General features: G+C 71.1%; 18 protein-coding genes and 2 pseudogenes. 14 read left to right on the top strand and 6 right to left on the bottom strand.

The features are described 5' to 3' along the window. Positions 1-520 (bottom strand): sirohydrochlorin chelatase (locus tag O3Q52_RS28755; RefSeq protein ID WP_269651604.1); only part of this gene is annotated, 520 nt, incomplete at its 3' end. 210 nt (positions 521-730) lie between these two features. On the opposite strand from O3Q52_RS28755, the gene O3Q52_RS28750 reads away from it, so the two are divergent. The 3 genes from O3Q52_RS28750 to O3Q52_RS28740 all read left to right on the top strand — a co-directional run bounded on the left by O3Q52_RS28750 (position 731) and on the right by O3Q52_RS28740 (position 4,019). After that, entirely contained in the window at positions 731-1,444 is a 714-nt protein-coding gene (locus tag O3Q52_RS28750) for a vancomycin high temperature exclusion protein (protein WP_269651603.1), read from the top strand. Positions 1,445-1,557: 113 nt separating this feature from the next. Further along, positions 1,558-1,743 (top strand): hypothetical protein, encoded by a 186-nt coding sequence (locus tag O3Q52_RS28745; RefSeq protein ID WP_269651602.1) that lies wholly within the window; start codon positions 1,558-1,560, stop codon positions 1,741-1,743. A 155-nt stretch (positions 1,744-1,898) separates the two neighbouring features. Next, the gene (locus tag O3Q52_RS28740; RefSeq protein ID WP_269651601.1) at positions 1,899-4,019 is read left to right on the top strand and encodes a molybdopterin oxidoreductase family protein; all 2,121 of its coding nucleotides are present in this window, start codon (positions 1,899-1,901) and stop codon (positions 4,017-4,019) included. A 109-nt stretch (positions 4,020-4,128) separates the two neighbouring features. Here O3Q52_RS28740 and O3Q52_RS28735 read toward each other — a convergent pair whose 3' ends face one another. After that, complete coding sequence (locus O3Q52_RS28735) at positions 4,129-4,542, bottom strand: gamma-glutamylcyclotransferase family protein (protein WP_269651600.1); 414 nt, start codon at positions 4,540-4,542, stop codon at positions 4,129-4,131. Between the two features lie 299 nt (positions 4,543-4,841). On the opposite strand from O3Q52_RS28735, the gene O3Q52_RS28730 reads away from it, so the two are divergent. Together O3Q52_RS28730 and O3Q52_RS28725 are read left to right on the top strand one after the other, a co-directional pair. Further along, positions 4,842-6,485: a M4 family metallopeptidase gene (locus O3Q52_RS28730; RefSeq protein WP_269651599.1), complete on the top strand. Its 1,644-nt coding sequence runs from the start codon at positions 4,842-4,844 to the stop codon at positions 6,483-6,485. A gap of 116 nt (positions 6,486-6,601) precedes the next feature. Next, positions 6,602-6,928: a VOC family protein gene (locus O3Q52_RS28725; protein WP_332112951.1), complete on the top strand. Its 327-nt coding sequence runs from the start codon at positions 6,602-6,604 to the stop codon at positions 6,926-6,928. A 3-nt stretch (positions 6,929-6,931) separates the two neighbouring features. On the opposite strand, the gene O3Q52_RS28720 is transcribed toward O3Q52_RS28725, so the two are convergent. Beyond that, complete coding sequence (locus O3Q52_RS28720) at positions 6,932-7,084, bottom strand: hypothetical protein (protein WP_269651598.1); 153 nt, start codon at positions 7,082-7,084, stop codon at positions 6,932-6,934. 80 nt (positions 7,085-7,164) lie between these two features. On the opposite strand from O3Q52_RS28720, the gene O3Q52_RS28715 reads away from it, so the two are divergent. From O3Q52_RS28715 to O3Q52_RS28700, 4 genes and pseudogenes are all read left to right on the top strand, one after another. Then, positions 7,165-8,298 carry a serine/threonine-protein kinase gene (locus O3Q52_RS28715; RefSeq protein ID WP_269651597.1) on the top strand — a complete coding sequence of 378 codons (1,134 nt, stop codon included), beginning with the start codon at positions 7,165-7,167 and terminating at the stop codon, positions 8,296-8,298. A gap of 73 nt (positions 8,299-8,371) precedes the next feature. Beyond that, a pseudogene (locus O3Q52_RS28710) lies at positions 8,372-8,620 on the top strand (phosphotransferase); the annotation flags it as partial. 64 nt (positions 8,621-8,684) lie between these two features. Continuing rightward, positions 8,685-8,963 (top strand): hypothetical protein, encoded by a 279-nt coding sequence (locus O3Q52_RS28705; protein ID WP_269651596.1) that lies wholly within the window; start codon positions 8,685-8,687, stop codon positions 8,961-8,963. Positions 8,964-9,053: 90 nt separating this feature from the next. Continuing rightward, complete coding sequence (locus O3Q52_RS28700) at positions 9,054-9,488, top strand: hypothetical protein (protein ID WP_269651595.1); 435 nt, start codon at positions 9,054-9,056, stop codon at positions 9,486-9,488. 145 nt (positions 9,489-9,633) lie between these two features. On the opposite strand, the gene O3Q52_RS28695 is transcribed toward O3Q52_RS28700, so the two are convergent. Then, positions 9,634-10,275 (bottom strand): NADPH-dependent FMN reductase, encoded by a 642-nt coding sequence (locus O3Q52_RS28695; RefSeq protein WP_269651594.1) that lies wholly within the window; start codon positions 10,273-10,275, stop codon positions 9,634-9,636. A 328-nt stretch (positions 10,276-10,603) separates the two neighbouring features. Between O3Q52_RS28695 and O3Q52_RS28690 the strand changes: the two genes are divergently transcribed. Then, entirely contained in the window at positions 10,604-11,128 is a 525-nt protein-coding gene (locus O3Q52_RS28690; RefSeq protein ID WP_269651593.1) for a hypothetical protein, read from the top strand. A 212-nt stretch (positions 11,129-11,340) separates the two neighbouring features. Then, positions 11,341-11,943 (top strand): class F sortase, encoded by a 603-nt coding sequence (locus tag O3Q52_RS28685; RefSeq protein WP_269651605.1) that lies wholly within the window; start codon positions 11,341-11,343, stop codon positions 11,941-11,943. 31 nt (positions 11,944-11,974) lie between these two features. On the opposite strand, the gene O3Q52_RS28680 is transcribed toward O3Q52_RS28685, so the two are convergent. Further along, the gene (locus O3Q52_RS28680) at positions 11,975-12,760 is read right to left on the bottom strand and encodes a TSUP family transporter (protein WP_269651592.1); all 786 of its coding nucleotides are present in this window, start codon (positions 12,758-12,760) and stop codon (positions 11,975-11,977) included. A 138-nt stretch (positions 12,761-12,898) separates the two neighbouring features. Further along, a pseudogene (locus O3Q52_RS28675) lies at positions 12,899-13,207 on the bottom strand (response regulator transcription factor); the annotation flags it as partial. Between the two features lie 131 nt (positions 13,208-13,338). On the opposite strand from O3Q52_RS28675, the gene O3Q52_RS28670 reads away from it, so the two are divergent. The 3 genes from O3Q52_RS28670 to nirD are packed head-to-tail and all read left to right on the top strand — an operon-like array spanning position 13,339 to position 17,564. After that, positions 13,339-14,619, top strand: coding sequence for an NAD(P)/FAD-dependent oxidoreductase (locus O3Q52_RS28670; RefSeq protein WP_269651591.1), 1,281 nt, complete (start codon positions 13,339-13,341; stop codon positions 14,617-14,619). Next, complete coding sequence (nirB, locus tag O3Q52_RS28665; protein ID WP_269651590.1) at positions 14,620-17,217, top strand: nitrite reductase large subunit NirB; 2,598 nt, start codon at positions 14,620-14,622, stop codon at positions 17,215-17,217. Continuing rightward, a complete protein-coding gene (gene nirD, locus O3Q52_RS28660) occupies positions 17,214-17,564 on the top strand; it encodes a nitrite reductase small subunit NirD (protein ID WP_269651589.1) in 351 nt (116 codons plus the stop codon). Before nirB ends, nirD begins: the two co-directional genes overlap by 4 nt. Positions 17,565-17,643: the final 79 nt, after the last annotated feature.

Genomic DNA, 17,643 nt, shown 5'->3' with positions numbered 1-17,643 from the left:
ATCTCCGGGGCGCCCGCCAGCCGGCCTCGGTCAGGCGCTCGTACAGCGTCTCCACGAGGAGCGGGTGCGGGCCGAGCGGCCCGGCGACGCGGGTGTTCGCCCGGGCGGCGGCCGCGGCCTCGGGGATGTCCTGCTTGACGTGGTAGCCGCGGCTGAGCAGCAGCGGTACGAGGACGGCGTCGCCGGTGCCGAGGCCCGCGAGCGTGTCGGGCAGCAGGGGCTCGTTCAGCTCGATGTGCCCCAGGTGCACGGGCAGACCGGGGCGCAGGTCGCGGATCCGGGCCAGGAGGGTCCGGACGGTGCTCAGGGCGCGCGGGTCGCGGCTGCCGTGGCCCACGAGGACGAGCGCGGGCGGGGCGGGGCGCCGGGTGCCGTTGAGGGACACGAGGCCGAGCTGACTGCCGAGCTGGCTGGTGATCCGGTTCATGAGTTGCGCCGTACTGTCGAGGTGGGCGCCACGCAGCGGCTGGCCGCCGGGGCGGGGCTTGGACTCGTCGCGAGGAGTATTCGACGCCGTCATGCACCGATGGTGCGGGTCGGAGGTTGCCGCCCCGTTGCGCCGGAATGACGGGTGTTTTCCGGCGGTTCACGGTGGGGTGTACGGGGTCTGTGAGGCGCGGTGACCTGCGGTTACGGTTCCCCGGGTGAAGCTGGTCACTGTGCGCCCGGCGAACCGGATCACCGTGTTGGGCGTCCTCAGGGGCGAGGCCACCTGGGGAGGGACCGTCCGATGCGTCGTCCGAAGCTGCCGAAGCTGCCGCGGCCACGCCTGCCGAGACCGCGCCTGCCGCGGACCCGGACGGGGCAGCGCCGGGCCGTGCAGGCCGTGATGGCCGGGTGCGTCCTCGCGCTGCTTCCGTCGACGTGGATGTACGTGGTCACGGGCGACCGGCTGCGGACGATGGCGGACGTGCCGCGCACCGAGGTGGCGGTCGTCTTCGGGGCGGGGCTGTGGCGCGGCGAGCCGTCGCCGTACCTCGCGCACCGGCTGGACGCGGCGGCCGAGCTGTACCGGGACGGACGCGTGGAGGTGGTTCTGGTCACCGGCGACAACAGCCGCGAGGACTACGACGAGCCGGACGCCATGCGTACGTACCTCACGGAGCGTGGTGTGCCCGACGCGCGGATCGTCAGCGACTACGCGGGCTTCGACACCTGGGACTCCTGCGTACGGGCCAAGAAGATCTTCGGCGTCGACAGGGCCGTACTGATCAGCCAGGGCTTTCACATCCGACGGGCGGTCGCGCTCTGCCAGGAGGCGGGCGTCACGTCGTACGGAGTCGGGGTGGACGCCGTGCACGACGTGACCTGGTACTACGGGGGCGCCCGGGAGGTCTTCGCGGCGGGGAAGGCGCTCCTGGACGCGGTCTTCGAGCCGGATCCCCGCTTCCTCGGACCCCAAGAGCCGGGCGTGGAAAGGGCGTTGGCGGCGGCTGGCCGGTAGATGACTGGTCTGCGTACCGCCTTCGTCGCCGCCATGACGGCCGCGTTGTTCTCGGCTCCGGCCGCCATGACGACCGCCGTGGCGGACGACGACGAGGCGGCGAAGGAGCCGGGGTGCGCCAAGCTCGGTGCCTACGGCGCGACGGTTGGGCCGACATCCACAACGTGTGCAACTACACGATCTCCGCCAGTGCCGAAGTCGACGGCTTCGACCCGAGCTGTATCCAGATCGGCCCCGGCGGAGTCGGACGCATCGGTCTGGACCTGGGCGACGTCCCGTACTACGCGTACGTGTGCTGAGCCGGCCACTGAACCAGCGGCTGAGTGGGCGCTGCTCCTGAGCGGGGCCGGCGGGACTTCCTCACGTCCCGCCGGCCCCGGCGGGGAGGTCCCCGTGCCTGCCGCGTAACGGGGAGCGTCCCGCCGCGTAACACGGCCGACGCAGGCTGACCGGTATGCAGACCACCGCCACGCCCACCCACTGCCCGTACTGCGCGTTGCAGTGCGGGATGAATCTGACGCCCACGCCGGACGGCGGCGGCAGTCCGGTCGAGGTGACGGAGCGCCCGGACTTTCCGGTGAACCGGGGCGCCCTGTGCGGCAAGGGCCGTACGGCGCCCGCGCTGCTCTCCCCCGGGGTGCGGCTGACCTCGCCCCTGATCCGGAGGGCGGGAGTGCTGGAGCCGGCCGGCTGGGACGAGGCGCTCGGCCGGATCGCCGAGGAGCTGTCCCGCACGCGTACGGAGCATGGCCCGGACGCGTGCGGGGTGTTCGGCGGGGGCGGGCTGACCAACGAGAAGGCGTACACGCTCGGGAAGTTCGCCCGGGTCGTGCTCGGCACCTCGCAGATCGACTACAACGGCCGTTTCTGCATGTCGTCGGCGGCGGCCGGCGGTATCAAGGCCTTCGGCCTGGACCGGGGACTGCCCTTCCCCCTGGAGGACATCCCGAAGTCGGGGTGCGTCGTCCTGGTCGGTTCCAACCTCGCCGAGACCATGCCGCCGGCGCTCCGCTATCTCACCGAACTCAAGGAGAACGGCGGCACGTTGGTCGTCATCGACCCGCGCCGCACCCGGACCGCCGAGCAGGCCGACCTGCACCTCGCGCCCCGCCCGGGCACGGATCTCGCCCTGGCCCTCGGGCTGTTGCACCTGGTGGTGGCGGAGGGGCGTACGGACGAGGCGTACATCCAGGAGCGGACCAGCGGCTGGGAGGAGGCGCGGGCCGCCGCGATGGCGCACTGGCCGGAGTACGTGGAGCGGATCACGGGCGTCTCCGTACCCGAACTCCGGGAGACGGTACGGATGTTCTGCGAGCCGGAGTCCGCGATGGTGCTCACCGCACGCGGGCCCGAGCAGCAATCCAAGGGCACGGACACCGTCGGCGCGTGGATCAACCTCTGTCTGGCGACCGGGCGTCCGGGGCGGCCCTTCTCCGGATACGGCTGCCTCACCGGGCAGGGCAACGGCCAGGGCGGGCGTGAACACGGCCAGAAGGCCGACCAGTTGCCCGGCTACCGCAAGCTCGACGATCCCGCGGCCCGCCGTCATGTGGCCGCGGTCTGGGGTGTCGACCCCGACTCGCTGCCGGGGCCCGGCCGCAGCGCGTACGAACTGCTCGACGCCATGGGTACGGACATCCGCGCGCTGCTGCTGATGGCGTCGAACCCGGTGGTGTCCGCGCCCCGGGCCGCCCACATCGAGGAGCGGCTGAAGTCCCTCGACTTCCTCGCGGTCGCCGACGTGGTGCTGTCCGAGACGGCCGAGCTCGCGGACGTCGTCCTGCCCGTCACCCAGTGGGCCGAGGAGGGCGGCACGACGACCAACCTGGAGGGGCGGGTCCTGCTGCGCAAGCAGGCGATCACTCCTCCGGAGGGCGTCCACAGCGATCTGCACGTGATGCACGAACTGGCCGACCGGCTGGGCGTGGAGAAGGGCTTCCCCACGGACCCGGAGGAGGTCTTCGAGGAACTGCGCAGGGCCAGCGCGGGCGGGCCCGCCGACTACTCGGGCATCACGTATCGCCGTCTGGCGGAGGAGAACGGGGTGTTCTGGCCGTGTCCGGCGAGTGGCTCCGCCGGTGAGGAGGCGGGTGGGGCTGAGGGGCCCCGTGCCCATCCCGGCACGCCGCGTCTTTTTCTCGACCGGTTCGCCACCCCTGACGGGCGTGCGCGGTTCGTCGCCGTGAACCATCGGCCGGCGGCCGAGGAGCCGGACGAGGAGTATCCGGTGTTGCTGACCACCGGGCGGGTCGTTTCGCAGTACCAGTCCGGTGCGCAGACCCGGCGGGTCGACGAGCTGAACACCGCCGCGCCGAGTTCGTTCGTGGAGTTGCATCCTCGGCTGGCCGAGCGCGTTGGGGCGGTGGAGGGGGAGCCGCTGGCGGTGGTGTCGCGGCGCGGGCGTGCCGTCGCGCCCGCGCGGATCACCACCTCCATCCGGCCCGACACCGTGTTCATGCCGTTCCACTGGCCGGGCGAGGGGCGGGCCAACACGTTGACCAATCCGGCGCTCGACCCGACCTCGCGCATGCCGGAGTTCAAGGCCTGTGCGGTGCGGGTGGAGCGGGTGGGCTGAGCTTGTAGTCGGCTGCGGGTTCGTTGTGGCTTGTCGCGCCCACGCGGCGGAGCCGCATATGGACACAGCCCCGCCGCGCCCTTGAAGGGGCGTCGCGTGATGCCCCGCCTCAGCGCGTCCGCCAGTCGCCCCCGTCGATGCGCCTGCCCCTCGCCCGCAGCGCCGCCGCGACCGACGGGGCTGCCACGTACACCCAGGCCCGTACGTCCGTGCCGTCCTCGCGGGTCACCTCTCTGGCCACGCGCTCGTAGAGGTTGGCGGGGTCGCCCGGCGCGTACTCCTCCAACCGGTCGAGGGCGCCGAGGAGTTGGCCGTACTGGTCGGGGTCGGCCGTGACGAGTTCTCCGCACACCACGCCGCCGGGTTCCTCGACGGCGTACGGGTAGCCCGGCCCGTCGTAGAGCACCGCGCCGGTGAGCCGTCCCGGCACCTCCGAGCGCGTGCGGCCGCGCAGGAAGAGGTCGTGGTTGGGCTCGCCGGGTCGCAGGGTCCCGTAGACGAAGAAGGGCAGTCGGCCGCTCACCCGGTGGTCTCCTCTCCCCGGTGTCTCCGGGCTTGCTCTCCCCGGCGTCTCCGGGCTTGCTCTCCCCGGCGTCTCCGGGCTTGCTCTCCCCAGCGTCTCCGGGCTTGCTCCCACCGGCCTCTCCCGGCGTGCCCGGACCTCTGACCTTTGCAGAAACGATTCTCACCCCTCACACATCCCCCGGCAGTCCGCTATGGACATGCCAGGTCCGGGCCGCCTAGAACTGTGCGGACACCCCCACGAGCCACTCCCCACTCCCCCCACCACCACGCGTTTCGCGTGCCTTCCCGAGGAGTTCGATGAGTCGGACACGGCACATCCGAGGCTCGCGCCTCGCCACCGTCGGTATGTCGGCGGCGGCCACCACTCTGCTGGCGGGGGCGCTGGCCCCGAGCGCGGTGACGGCCGACGGACCGACCCGGGACACCGTCCTCGGCAACGCGGCGGCGGTGCTCGCCGACCAGGCCGCCCGGCTGGGCCTCACCTCCGCGCAGGGCACCAGGGCCCGTGACGTGGTCGTCGACGCGGACGGCACCCAGCATGTGCGCTACGACCGGACGTACCGCCAACTCCCCGTGCTGGGCGGCGACTTCGTGATCCATATGACAGCGGGCGGGAACTACCGCGGTACCGACCGGGCCACCACGCGTCCGCTCTCCCTCGCGAGCATCACGCCGTCGGTGTCCGCCCCGAAGGCCGCCGACCTGGCCGCCGCGGCACTGCGTCTCGCGAACGTCGGCGAGACGCTCCGCAAGATAACCGCCAAGCCCCAGTTGGTCGTTGACGCCCTGCACGGCACTCCGAAGCTTGCCTGGCGCACCGAGGCCGGGGGCAAGGACTCGCTCGGCAACCCCGTCGCCCGCGTGGTCCTCACCGACGCGGTGACCGGCAAGCAGATCGACGCCTGGGACAGCATCGAGACGGCCACCGGCGACGGCCGTTCCCTCTACAGCGGCAAGGTCCCGCTGCAGACGACGCGGTCCGGTTCCACGTACCAACTCTCCGACCCCACACGGGGAAACACGTACACGGGCGACACCAAGAACAAGACCGACTCCTGCATCCTCATCATCTGCTACCAGCGCGCCCCCGCACCCGTCCTCACCGACGCCGACAACCACTGGGGAACCGGGGCGACTTCGAGCCGCGCCTCGGCGGCGGTGGACGCGCAGTACGGCACCGACACCACCTGGGACTACTACAAGAACGTCCACAGGCGCACCGGCATCGCGGGCGACGGCAAGGGCTCGTTCAACCGGGTGCACTACGGCAGCGCGTACAACAACGCGTTCTGGGACGACAGTTGCTTCTGCATGACGTACGGGGACGGTGACGGGAAGACCTTCGGACCGCTGGTGTCACTGGACGTGGCCGGGCACGAGATGTCGCACGGAGTGACGTCCAAGACGGCGGCGCTGACGTACTCGGGCGAGCCCGGCGGTCTGAACGAGGCGACGTCGGACATCTTCGGCACGCTGGTGGAGTTCTACGCCAAGAACCCCGCCGACCCCGGGGACTGGCGGATCGGCGAGAAGATCGTGAAGTCCGGCTTCGGCCGCTCCGCCCTGCGCTACATGGACCAGCCCTCCAAGGACGGCAACTCCGCGGACTGCTGGACCTCGACGGTCGGTGACCTGGACGTCCACTACTCCTCCGGCGTCGCCAACCACTTCGCGTACCTGCTCGCGGAGGGCAGCGGCCCGAAGACCATCGGCGGCGTCGCCCACAACGGCACGACCTGCAACGGCGCGAAGGTGACCGGCATCGGCAAGGCCAAGCTCGGCGCGATCTGGTACCGGGCGCTGACGGTCTACATGACGTCGTCGACGAAGTACGCGGGCGCGCGAGCCGCCACGCTGAGCGCGGCGAAGGATCTGTACGGGGCGAGCAGCGCGGAGTACCGGGCGGTGGGTGCGGCCTGGTCGGCGGTGTCGGTGAACTGACGCCGGGCTCGTGGAACGGGTGGCGGGGCAGCGCGGTAAGAGGTGGGAGCCCACTGGGGGGGCTCGGCCGGGAAACCGCGTTGCTCCGGCCCCGCCCCGCCACCAGGGTCGGTCGGGTGACTGCCGGGTCGGCCCTGGAGCTGGAGGTCAGTGCCCCCTTCGGGCCCTTCCTGCCCGTCGACCTCGGCAACGGCTTGACCCTCGACTACTACGAGTTCAGGGACGGGCCGATCCAGTCCCAGCACTACGCGTTCCTCGTGCCGGACACCCGCTTCGACGCCATGATCGCCCGCCTGGAGGTCCTCGGGGTCACGTACTACGCGGATCCCAACCACACCGAACCAGTCAGGACCAACGACCTGTTCGGCGGCCGCGGCGCCTACTTCGCCGACCCGGACGGCCACAACATGGAGATCCTGACCCGGCCCTACGCCCGTCCCTGACGGTCAGACCACGCGGAAGAGGTCGGCGGCGGCGTGGACGTCGGCGAGGAGGTCCGTGGCGCCGTACGGGCGGGCGGAGGGGCGGCCGTGGGCGTCTTCGTGGGTGCGGCCCTGTTGGGCCGACGAGACCGGCCCCTCCGCCCTTTCCCCAAGCAAGATAGAGCCGTCCGTGCTCCGAGATCATCCCGTGGGGAATTCCGGTGTCCCCGGCCATGCCCCTGTGGAACTCTGAGCCAATGCCCGATTCCCGGTACCGCGGTGACACATCCAGCAGGTCGCACGGTGCGCGCCTGACCACGTACACCGCCGCCTCCGCCGCGTTGGCCAAATACGGCGACGACGAACTGAACGCCCTCGTGCGCGGGGCGGCGCCGCTCGGTTCCGGCATCGGCGGGCGGTCGGCGCTCCTCGATGTCGACGGCACCCAGGTCTTCGTCAAGCGCGTGCCCCTGACCGCGGCGGACACGCTGCCGGAGAACGTCCGGTCGACCGCGAACGTCTACGGGCTGCCCGCCATCTGCCACTACGGCATCGGCGGGCCCGGCTTCGGAGCCTGGCAGGAACTGGCCGTGCACGAGATGACCACGGACTGGGTGCTCGCGAACGACTTCCAGGGCTTTCCGCTGACGTACCACTGGCGTGTACTGCCGGACTATGCGAGCGGCTCGGGCAACTCAGGCGAATCGGGTGACGCGCAGGCCCTCCCCGAGGAGCTGGCCGACGTCGACCAGGTCGTCGCGTTCTGGAACGGCAGCCCGGAGGTACGCCATCGGCTCGAAGGGCTCCGGGATGCCTCGGCGAGCCTCACCCTCTTCCTGGAGTACGTACCGCAGACCCTCCACCACTGGCTCGGCGAACGGATCGAGGAGGGCGGCGAGCCGGCGGACCGGGCGTGCTCCTGGGTGGACGAGGCCCTGCACGCGGGCACTTCCTTCATGAACTCGCGCGGGCTCATCCACTTCGACGCCCACTTCGAGAACATCCTGACCGACGGCCGGCGCCTGTACTTCGCCGACTACGGCCTGGCCCTGTCCTCCGGTTTCGGTCTCTCCCCGGAACACACCCGCTTCTTCGAGCGGCACCGGACGTACGACCGCTGCTACACGATCACCTACCTGGTGAAATGGCTGATCACCGCCGTCTACGCGTACGGGAGGGACGAGCGCGAAGAGATGATCCGCGCCTGCGCCCACGGCGCCCACCCCGCCGAACTCCCCGATACCGCCGCGGCGATCGTGACGCGATACGCGCCACTGGCCACGGTGTTCGCGGACTTCAGCCGCACACTCCAGAACGAGAGCAGGCGAACCCCGTATCCGTGGGAGGAACTCCACCGGATCGGCGCCGGACGCGATCTCTTCGCCTCCTGACCGCACCATCTCCCGACGACTGCCCACGACTGCCCACGACTGACTTACGGAGACCCATGCCTCCGGTTCGAAGATGCACGCCGACGAACTCGACATCGACGCTGCGCTCGTCGGCCGGCTGGTGGCGGAACAGTTCCCCGAGTGGGCGGAGCTGCCCGTCCGGGAGGTCCGCTCGGCCGGGACCGACAACGCGATGTACCGGCTGGGCGACAACATGGTCGTACGGCTGCCGCGGCTGCCCGGTGGGGCCCGGCAGGTGGACAAGGAACAGCGGTGGCTGCCGCGGCTGGCGCCGCACCTCCCGCTGGCCGTGCCGGTTCCTGCAACCGGATCCGGTTGACGGCGGTGGAGCCAATGCCTACGGGTATCCCCCGGACCCAATCAACATGTACGACCTGACCGGAAAGTGGTGGTCGTGGTCGAAGTGGAAGAAGTTCGCCCTGTGCGTCGCGACAATCGTCGCCTTCTTGTCGCAGTTCACACCGGCCGGTGCGAGCCTGCGCCTGATCCGGTCCGTCAGGGTTGTTCGCAACGTAGGCATTCGTCGGTTCGTGAGCTACGTCCGCGCAATGCGGCGCGGAAAGAAATCCCCCGGAACCGTGCGCCACGCAGCGGCGGTCCTCCTCGGCTACCCGGCTATCAAGGCCGCATGTAAGGGAATTTGATCGCAGCGGCGCTCTGGTAGCGAATACCGGGGCGCCGCGTCAAATTCCACCTGAAGAAACACACCAGAAGCACCGACAGGAGACAGAACGATGGCACTCATGGCGGAATCAACGTCATCCGCCAACGATGTCATGTCGGCGGTCACGACGGTTGGCCTGCTACTCGCCGCCGCAGTGATCGTCTACGGTTTCATCTGCCGGGAACGAACTACGCCTCCTCAGGGTTCCAAAAGCGATGCAAGCCGCACTGGCCCGGAGTCCCGAGGGCTCGGGATGTTCCTCGCGGGGTGCGCCACCGTAGTGGTCGGCCACATTGCAGGATCGGCGATTCGGGGCACCTGGGAATTCGAGTCATCCCTCGCGATCGAACTGCTGGTCTACGGATCGGCGCTTCAGTTCCTGAGCCCTGTGTTCGTCCAGCACGAATGGACCCTCACCGTCCGTCGGGTGACAGTCGCAGGAGTCGTGGCCATCTCATTCCTCGGCAGCTCAGCATCGACCTATACGGGCGGAATCCTTTCATAGCTATCAGCGCAGACTCAGACCTCCCCGCCTCGGCCGACGGCCGGGGCGGGGAGGGGCGAAGATGGGTACCGTGCCCGGGTTCGCTGTCCCCGGCTGGGACCGCACCTGACCGTCTTCGCGCCCACAGGCCTACCTCCACACTGGCCTAACCCCCGTACGGCCGAACCGACTTCGCCTCCCGCAGCGCCAGCCCCCACCACGCCAGCTGGTCCAGCATCACCTTTGCCGCCGCGTCCGGGGCCGAGGGGTCCTTGTGCCGGCCCTGGTCGTCGAAGGAGGCGCCCGCGTTGTGGAAGGACACCGTGTCGCGGACGGTGACGGCGTGGAGTTCGGCGAAGACCTGGCGGAGCTGTTCGACGGCGCGCAGGCCGCCCGAGAGGCCGCCGTAGGAGACGAAGGCGACGGGCTTGGCGCGCCACTCGTGGAAGTGCCAGTCGATGAGGGTCTTGAGGGACGCGGGGAAGGAGTGGTTGTACTCGGGGGTGAGGACGACGAAGGCGTCGGCGGCTGCCAGGCGGGGTGTGACCTTGCCCAGCTCGGCGGTCACCTCGGCGGACGGGGAGTGGGAGAGAGCCGTCGGCAGGTGTACGTCGGCGGTGTCGACGACGTCCACCGCCAGATCGGCCCGGTCCCGGATCCGGCCCAGCAGCCACTCCGCGACGACCGGACCGAAACGGCCCTCCCGGTTGCTGCCGACGATCACCGCGATCCTCAGGGGCTCGGGGAGGGGGACGGGCGCGGGGAGAGAGGCAGGGAGGGGGACTGGAACCTCTGTGGTGGAGTTCATGGGGACCAGCCTCATACCTCAACCAAACTTCAGGTCAAGTCGGCCGGTCGGGTGGTCGTCCGGGAGGGCAGGTCACCCGTTCACACGCGCCGCCCGTTCCGTTCGGGTTCTTTTTGCGGATGTGGTGGCGACACGCCGATGACCTGCCGAAACATCCCCGGACGGCCCGCCCGGAGTCTCCACCTGGCACCCGTTCACATCGTTTCTGACGCCCCATCAGGAGGCGTGCGTCCCCGACTGCCACTTTCCTCGGTAGGGCAGGGGCATGACCGACGCAGCGGCACATGGGGGTGCCGCGGGTCGTGCCCTCTCGGAGGAGCAAGCAACGATGCGCACAGCCCGTCCGCTGACCGGTACCGCGCTCGCCGTCGCCGCGGTGGCCCTGGCCGCCGCCCCCGCGTACGGCGGCGGAACGGGGTCCATCGAGCTGTACCCGGCCACGGTCGCTCCCGGCGCCGAGGTCACGGTGAACACGGCGGCGTGCGGTGCGGCGGACGCGGTGTCGGGTGACGCCGGTGCCGTCGGCGCGGGCGCCTTCACCCTGCTGCCCAGCGCGCACGAGGGCGACGCGGTCGGGCTGTTCCGGGTGCCGCCGTACGCACAGCCCGGCACGTACGAGATCGTCGCGCGCTGTTCGAGCGGCAAGCGGATGACGGGCGACCTGGTGGTCACGCTCACCTCCACCGAGGAGAGCGGGCAGCAGGTCCACCCGAGAGGAAGCGTGAAGACGGGGGTCGGCGCCGCACTGGGCCCCGACCCCGTACAGACCGCGGCGGGAGTGGCGGCCCTGGCCGTCGCCGCCGCGGGCGGTACCTGGCTCCTGCATCGCCGGGCGAGAGGCGACGGGATCTGACGGACACCCTCCGCTGTCCGTCCGCCGGTACCGCCGTCCCCTCCCCCTCCTGGCCCGACGCCCCTCGCGGCCCGGAGGGGGACGCGGGACCGGGCGACCCGGACGACCAGGGGTACGGAGACGCCGGGAACCCCGGCCCCCGAGCCCCCACCTCCGAGCCCCCAGTGCCCAGCTCCCCCGGAGAGGAGACGTACGTGCACCGGTTCGCCACCATGTCGATGGTCGCCGTCACCCTCGTCGCCCTCATCTCCGGTGCCTGGCTGCTGCGCAGTGGGGCAAGGACGCATGCCCCGCCGCAGCCCTCGGCCGCGCAGGGGCGCGCGGGCGCTCATGTGGACCGGCCGGCGGCCGCCGCACTGCCGCCCGCCCCGCCCGAACGCGTCCGCATCCCCTCGATCCGGGTGGACGCCCCCCTCCTGGGCCTCGGCCTCACCCCGCAGGGCAGCCTCGACGTGCCGCCGGCCGACCGGGCGAACCTCGCCGGCTGGTACGAGGCCGGGACCGCGCCGGGCGAGACGGGCACCGCGATCGTCGCCGGCCATGTCGACAACGCCGAGGGGCCCGCCGTCTTCTACCGCCTAGGCGCCCTGGAGAAGGACAGCACCATCGAGGTCGAGCGCCGCGACGGCAGGGTCGCCCTCTTCTCCGTCGACGCGGTCGAGGTGTACGACGCCCGGGACTTTCCGGACGAGAAGGTGTACGGGGCCGCGCGGCGCCCGGAACTGCGGGTCATCACCTGCGGCGGCGGCTACTCGGAGGCGACCGGCTACCAGGGGAACGTGGTCGTCTTCGCCCACCTGACGGGCAGCCGCTAGCAGGCGGCCATGGCGGCCTCCACGTCGGCTGCTATGCCAGCCACTGCTGGTACGCCAGGTTCGCCACCAGTGCGAAGACCACCGTCAGCAGTACGACCCGGACGAACCCGCTGCCCTTCTTGAGCGCGGTGTGCGCCCCGACCATTCCGCCGACGAGGTTGAAGACGGCCATCAGTGCGGCCAGCTGCCAGTGGACCGTGCCCTGCCAGGCGAACATCGCGAGCGCTCCCGCGTTCGTGCAGCAGTTGACGATCTTCGCGGTGGCGGAGGCGGTCACCAGGTCGAGGTGGAGCAGCGCGGTCAGGGCGAGCACGAGGAACGTTCCCGTGCCGGGGCCGACGAGTCCGTCGTAGAAGCCGATGCCGAGGCCCGCGAGGCCGATCGCGGCGAGGACGCGGCGCGGGGAGACGGGCGCGGTCGAGGGCGCGGTGCCGAAGGCGGGCCGCAGGATCACGAAGGCGCCGACGCCGAGCAGGACGACCATGACCACCGGCTTCAGCACGTCGGTGCTCATCCCGGCGGCGACGAGCGCGCCGCCCGAGGATCCGGCGAGCGCCGCGAGACCGATCCGTACGGCCGTGCCGACGTCCACGGGCGCCTTGCGCGCGTACGTCACCGCCGCGCCCGTGGTGCCGACGATCGCCACGGCCTTGTTGGTGCCGAGCGCGTACTGGGCGGCCGAGCCCGAGTTCGGCAGCCCGAGCAGCAGTACGGGGAGCAGCAGGAGCCCGCCACCGCCCACCACCGCGTCGATCCAGCCCGCCGCGAGAGCGGTCAGGCACAGGACAACGACCATGGTCAGCGATATGTCGGGCATGATCGCGACACTATGGACGAGGTAGATGTGCCGTCCACGAATCCTGCGAACCTTGAGGATCTTCAGAGGTTCGGCGCCGGCGGGCGAGGGCGCTCGGCTCGCCGTTTCCACGAGCCCTCGCCCGCCGCCTCCAGGTGCTCAGCCCGCCGTTTCCAAGTAGCGCAGGACCGCCGGCACCCGCCGGTTCCCCGTGTCGGAGGGCAGCAGGCCGAGCTTGGTGAAGATGTGGGCGATGTGCTTCTCGACGGCCCGTTCCGAGACGCCGAAGGACGTGGCGACGGCGTGGTTCGTGCGGCCCTCGGCCATCAGCGCGAGCACCTCGCGTTCGCGGGGCGTGAGGGCGTCCAGGGCGTTGGCGCGGCGGCTCGCGCCGAAGAGCTGGGCGACGACCTCCGGGTCGAGGGCGGTGCCGCCGGCGGCGACCCGTTCCAGCGCGTCCACGAACTCGCCGATGTCGCGCCCCCGCCCCGCCCGCCGAAAACCCTCACATCCGCGACCCGGCTCCGCTGAGGGCAGCGTTCCCCGCGGGAAACAGAGGTGATGCGACCGGGTAACACCGGCACCGCACGCTGCGATACATGACCTCGAATACGCGTGTGGTGGTGATCGGCGCCGGCCTCGCGGGCGTACGGCTCGCCCGCAGGCTCGGAGAGCTCGGCATGTCCGCCGTGCTCGTCGGCGACGAGGAGCACACCCCGTACAACCGGGTCCTGCTCGCGGAGGTCCTGGCCGGGCGGTACGCCCCCGAGGTCATCGCGCTGCCGACGCCCGAGCGGCTGACCCGCGGCCGGGCGGTGCACATCGACCGCGCGGAGCGGCAGGTGCACTTCGCCGACGGCTCGGTGATCGCATACGACACGCTGGTCCTGGCCACCGGTTCGAACCCGGTCCTTCCGCCCCTGCGCGGCCTGTTCGGCCCGGACCGGCACGAACTGCCCGAAGGCGTCCACGCGTTCCGCACGATGGACGACTGCCTGGGCCTGTCCAAGGCCGTACGGCCCGACACCCGGGCCGTCGTCATCGGCGGCGGACTGCTCGGCGTCTCGGCGGCCCGGGCGCTCGCCGAGCGCGGCGCGCAGGTGATGCTGGCCCAGCAGTCCGAGCGGCTGATGGAACGTCAGCTCGACCCGTCCGCGTCCAAGTTGGTGCTGCGGCACCTCAAGGACCTCGGCGTCGAGGTGCACACCGAGTGCCGGGTGCGCGATGTGCGCTGCGTCGGCGGTGCGGTCCGCTCGGTCGAGATGGCCGACGGGTACGCGCTCGACGCCGACCTGGTGGTACTTGCCTGCGGGGTGCACCCGAGGGTGGGCCTCGCCCAGGACGCGGGGCTCGCCGTGCACAAGGGCGTCATCGTCGACGACGAGCTGCGCACCTCCGACCCGCACATCCGGGCGATCGGCGACTGCGCCCAGCACGACGGAAACGTCTACGGTCTCGCCGCACCCGCCCTCGAACAGGCCGACGTCCTGGCCGAGTTGCTGGCCGCGGCGGACCAGGGGACGAGCTCGGGTACGGACCCGGGTACTGGCTCGTCCGGAGCCCCCGCGGGCTACACCGGCACCCGCGCCCTCACCCGTCTCACCCTCGCCCGACCCGCCCTCGCCTCCGGCACCCCTCTCGACCTCGCCGCCTTCGGGGAGCACACCCCGCTCCCCGGCGACGACGTCATCCAGCTCACCGACGCCACCCGCGGCACGTACCGCAAGGTCGTCGTCCGCGACGACCGCCTGGTCGGCGGGGTGCTCGTCGGCGAGCTCGGCACCGTCGGCGCGCTCGCCCGCGCCTGGGAGGGAGCAGAGCCGCTGCCCTCCGACGGCGGCCCCCTGCTCCACCTGCTCACCAACGATGGAGGCTCCTGAATGACCGCCACCCTGGGGGGCACCCCCACGATCGTGCTCGTCGGCCATGGCATGGTCGGCCAGCGCTTCCTCGAAGCGCTCGCCGAGCGCGGCCTGACCGCCACGCACCGTGTGGTCGTGCTGTGCGAGGAGCCACGCCCCGCGTACGACCGCGTGCAGCTGACCTCGTACTTCTCGGGGACCACGCCCGAGGAACTGTCCATGACCGACATGGAGTTCATCAAGGACCACGGGATCGAGCTGCACATCGGCGACCCGGCCGAGACGGTCGACCGGGCCGCGAAGCGGGTGACCGCCCGCTCCGGGCTGACAGTCGACTACGACACGCTCGTCCTCGCGACCGGCTCGTACCCCTTCGTGCCGCCGGTGCCGAACAAGGACGCCGAGGGCTGCTTCGTCTACCGCACGATCGAGGACCTCCTCGCGATCGAGGAGTACGCGAAGTCGAGGGCGACGACCGGTGCCGTGGTCGGCGGCGGTCTGCTCGGCCTGGAGGCGGCCGGCGCGCTGAAGGGGCTCGGACTCACCTCCCACATCGTGGAGTTCGCGCCGCGGCTGATGCCGGTGCAGGTCGACGACGGCGGTGGCGCGGCCCTGCTGCGCACCATCGAGGACATGGGCCTGAGCGTCCACACCGGTGTGGGCACGCAGGAGATCGTCACGGACGCCTCGGGCGCCGTGACCGGCATGAAGCTGTCCGACGGCTCCGAACTCGCCACCGACCTGGTGGTCTTCTCGGCCGGTGTCCGCCCCCGCGACCAGCTCGCCCGCGACTGCGGTCTGACGGTCGGCGAGCGCGGCGGCATCACGGTCGACGAGCAGTGCCGGACCGTGAACGACCCGCACGTGTTCGCGATCGGCGAGTGCGCGCTCGCGGCGGACGGCCGGGTGTACGGCCTGGTCGCGCCCGGCTACGAGCAGGCCGAGACCGCCGCCGCGACCATCGCCACCGACGAGGCGTCCTTCACCGGCGCCGACCTGTCCACCAAGCTCAAGCTGCTCGGCGTGGACGTGGCGTCCTTCGGCGACGCGCACGGCACGGCCGAGGACTGCCTCGACGTCGTCTACTCCGACTCCCGCTCCGGCACGTACAAGAAGCTGGTCATCGGCCGGAACGGCGAACTGCTCGGCGGCATCCTGGTCGGCGACGCGGAGGCGTACGGCACGCTGCGCGCGTTCACCGGCTCGGTCCCGCCGATCTCCCCGGAGCAGCTCGTCCTGCCGGCCGGCGCCGGCGCGCCCGTCCAGCTCGGCCCGTCCGCGCTGCCTGACGAGGCGATCATCTGCTCCTGCCACAACGTCACCAAGGGCGCGATCCGCGGCGCGGTCACCGACCACCGGTGCACGACCGTGCCCGAGGTGAAGAAGTGCACCAAGGCCGGTACGGGCTGCGGCAGTTGTGTCAAGGTCCTCGGCCAGCTGGTCACCTCCGAACTGGAGGCGAGCGGCGTCGAGGTCGACAAGGGCCTGTGCGGCTGCTTCTCCCAGACCCGCGAGGAGCTGTACGAGATCGTCCTCGCCCTGCGCATCACCTCGTACCGGCAGCTCCTGGACCGGTACGGGCGTGAGGGCGCCCGGGACGGCGACGGCTGCGAGGTCTGCAAGCCCGCGGTCGGCTCGATCATCGCCTCGCTGGCGCCCACGATCGGCGCCAACGGCTATGTCCTGGACGGCGAGCAGGCCTCGCTCCAGGACACCAACGACCACTTCCTCGCCAACCTTCAGAAGAACGGCTCGTACTCGATCGTGCCGCGCATCCCCGGCGGCGAGATCACCCCCGAGAAGCTCATCGTGATCGGCGAGGTGGCCCGGGACTTCGGGCTCTACACGAAGATCACGGGCGGTCAGCGGATCGACATGTTCGGCGCACGCGTCGAGCAACTCCCGCTGATCTGGGCCCGGTTGGTGGACGCCGGCTTCGAGTCCGGGCACGCGTACGGAAAGTCGCTGCGGACGGTCAAGTCCTGCGTCGGGCAGACCTGGTGCCGGTACGGCGTCCAGGACTCGGTGCGCATGGCGATCGACCTGGAGCTGCGCTACCGGGGTCTGAGGTCCCCGCACAAGCTCAAGTCGGCGGTCTCCGGGTGCGCCCGCGAGTGCGCGGAGGCCCAGTCGAAGGACTTCGGCATCATCGCCACCGCCAACGGCTGGAACCTGTACGTCGGCGGCAACGGCGGCGCGACCCCGCGCCACGCCGACCTCCTCGCCCAGGACCTCTCCGACGCCGAGCTGATCCGCCTGATCGACCGTTTCCTGATGTTCTACATCCGCACGGCCGACCGCCTGGAGCGCACCTCGACCTGGCTGGAGCGGATCCCCGGCGGCCTCGACCACATCCGCGAGGTGGTCGTGGAGGACTCGCTGGGCATCTGCGAGGAGCTGGAGTCCCTGATGACGGCGCACGTCGCGAACTACCGCGACGAGTGGGCCGAGACCATCAACGACCCGGAGAAGCTCTCCCGCTTCGTCTCCTTCGTGAACGCGCCGGACACCCCCGACCCGGTCGTCGGCTTCGTCCCCGAGCGCGACCAGATCAAGCCCGACCTGCCGCTGCTGACCATCGGCACGCGCCCCCTGGAAGGAAGCGCCCAGCGATGACCCTCGCACCCGAGACCACCACGACGAAGGTCCAACTCCAGCTGACGGACGGCTGGTTCACGGTCTGCGACCTGGCCGTACTGATGCCCGGCCGCGGGGTGGCGGCACTGCTCCCGGACGGCCACCAGGTCGCGCTCTTCCTGGACCGCACGGGCCGCATGTACGCGATCGACAACCGCGACCCGTTCTCCGGCGCGGCCGTCCTCTCCCGCGGACTCACCGGCACCCACCAGAGCCGCCCGTTCGTCGCCTCCCCCCTCCTCAAGCAACGCTTCGACCTGGAGTCGGGCCAGTGCCTGGACGACGAGACGGTGAGGGTGGCGACGTACGAGGTGCGGGCGCTTTAGGGCAAGGCCGTGAAGTTACGGGTCTGGTGTGGTTGTCCATGGCGTCGTGATCTGCGGGTTCACCGGACGCGAGGAGCGG

The organism is Streptomyces sp. ActVer, assembly GCF_027270795.1.
GTDB lineage: Bacteria > Actinomycetota > Actinomycetes > Streptomycetales > Streptomycetaceae > Streptomyces > Streptomyces umbrinus_A.
Note: the sequence above shows the minus strand (reverse complement) of the source record. Positions and strands in the feature narration are given on the sequence as shown.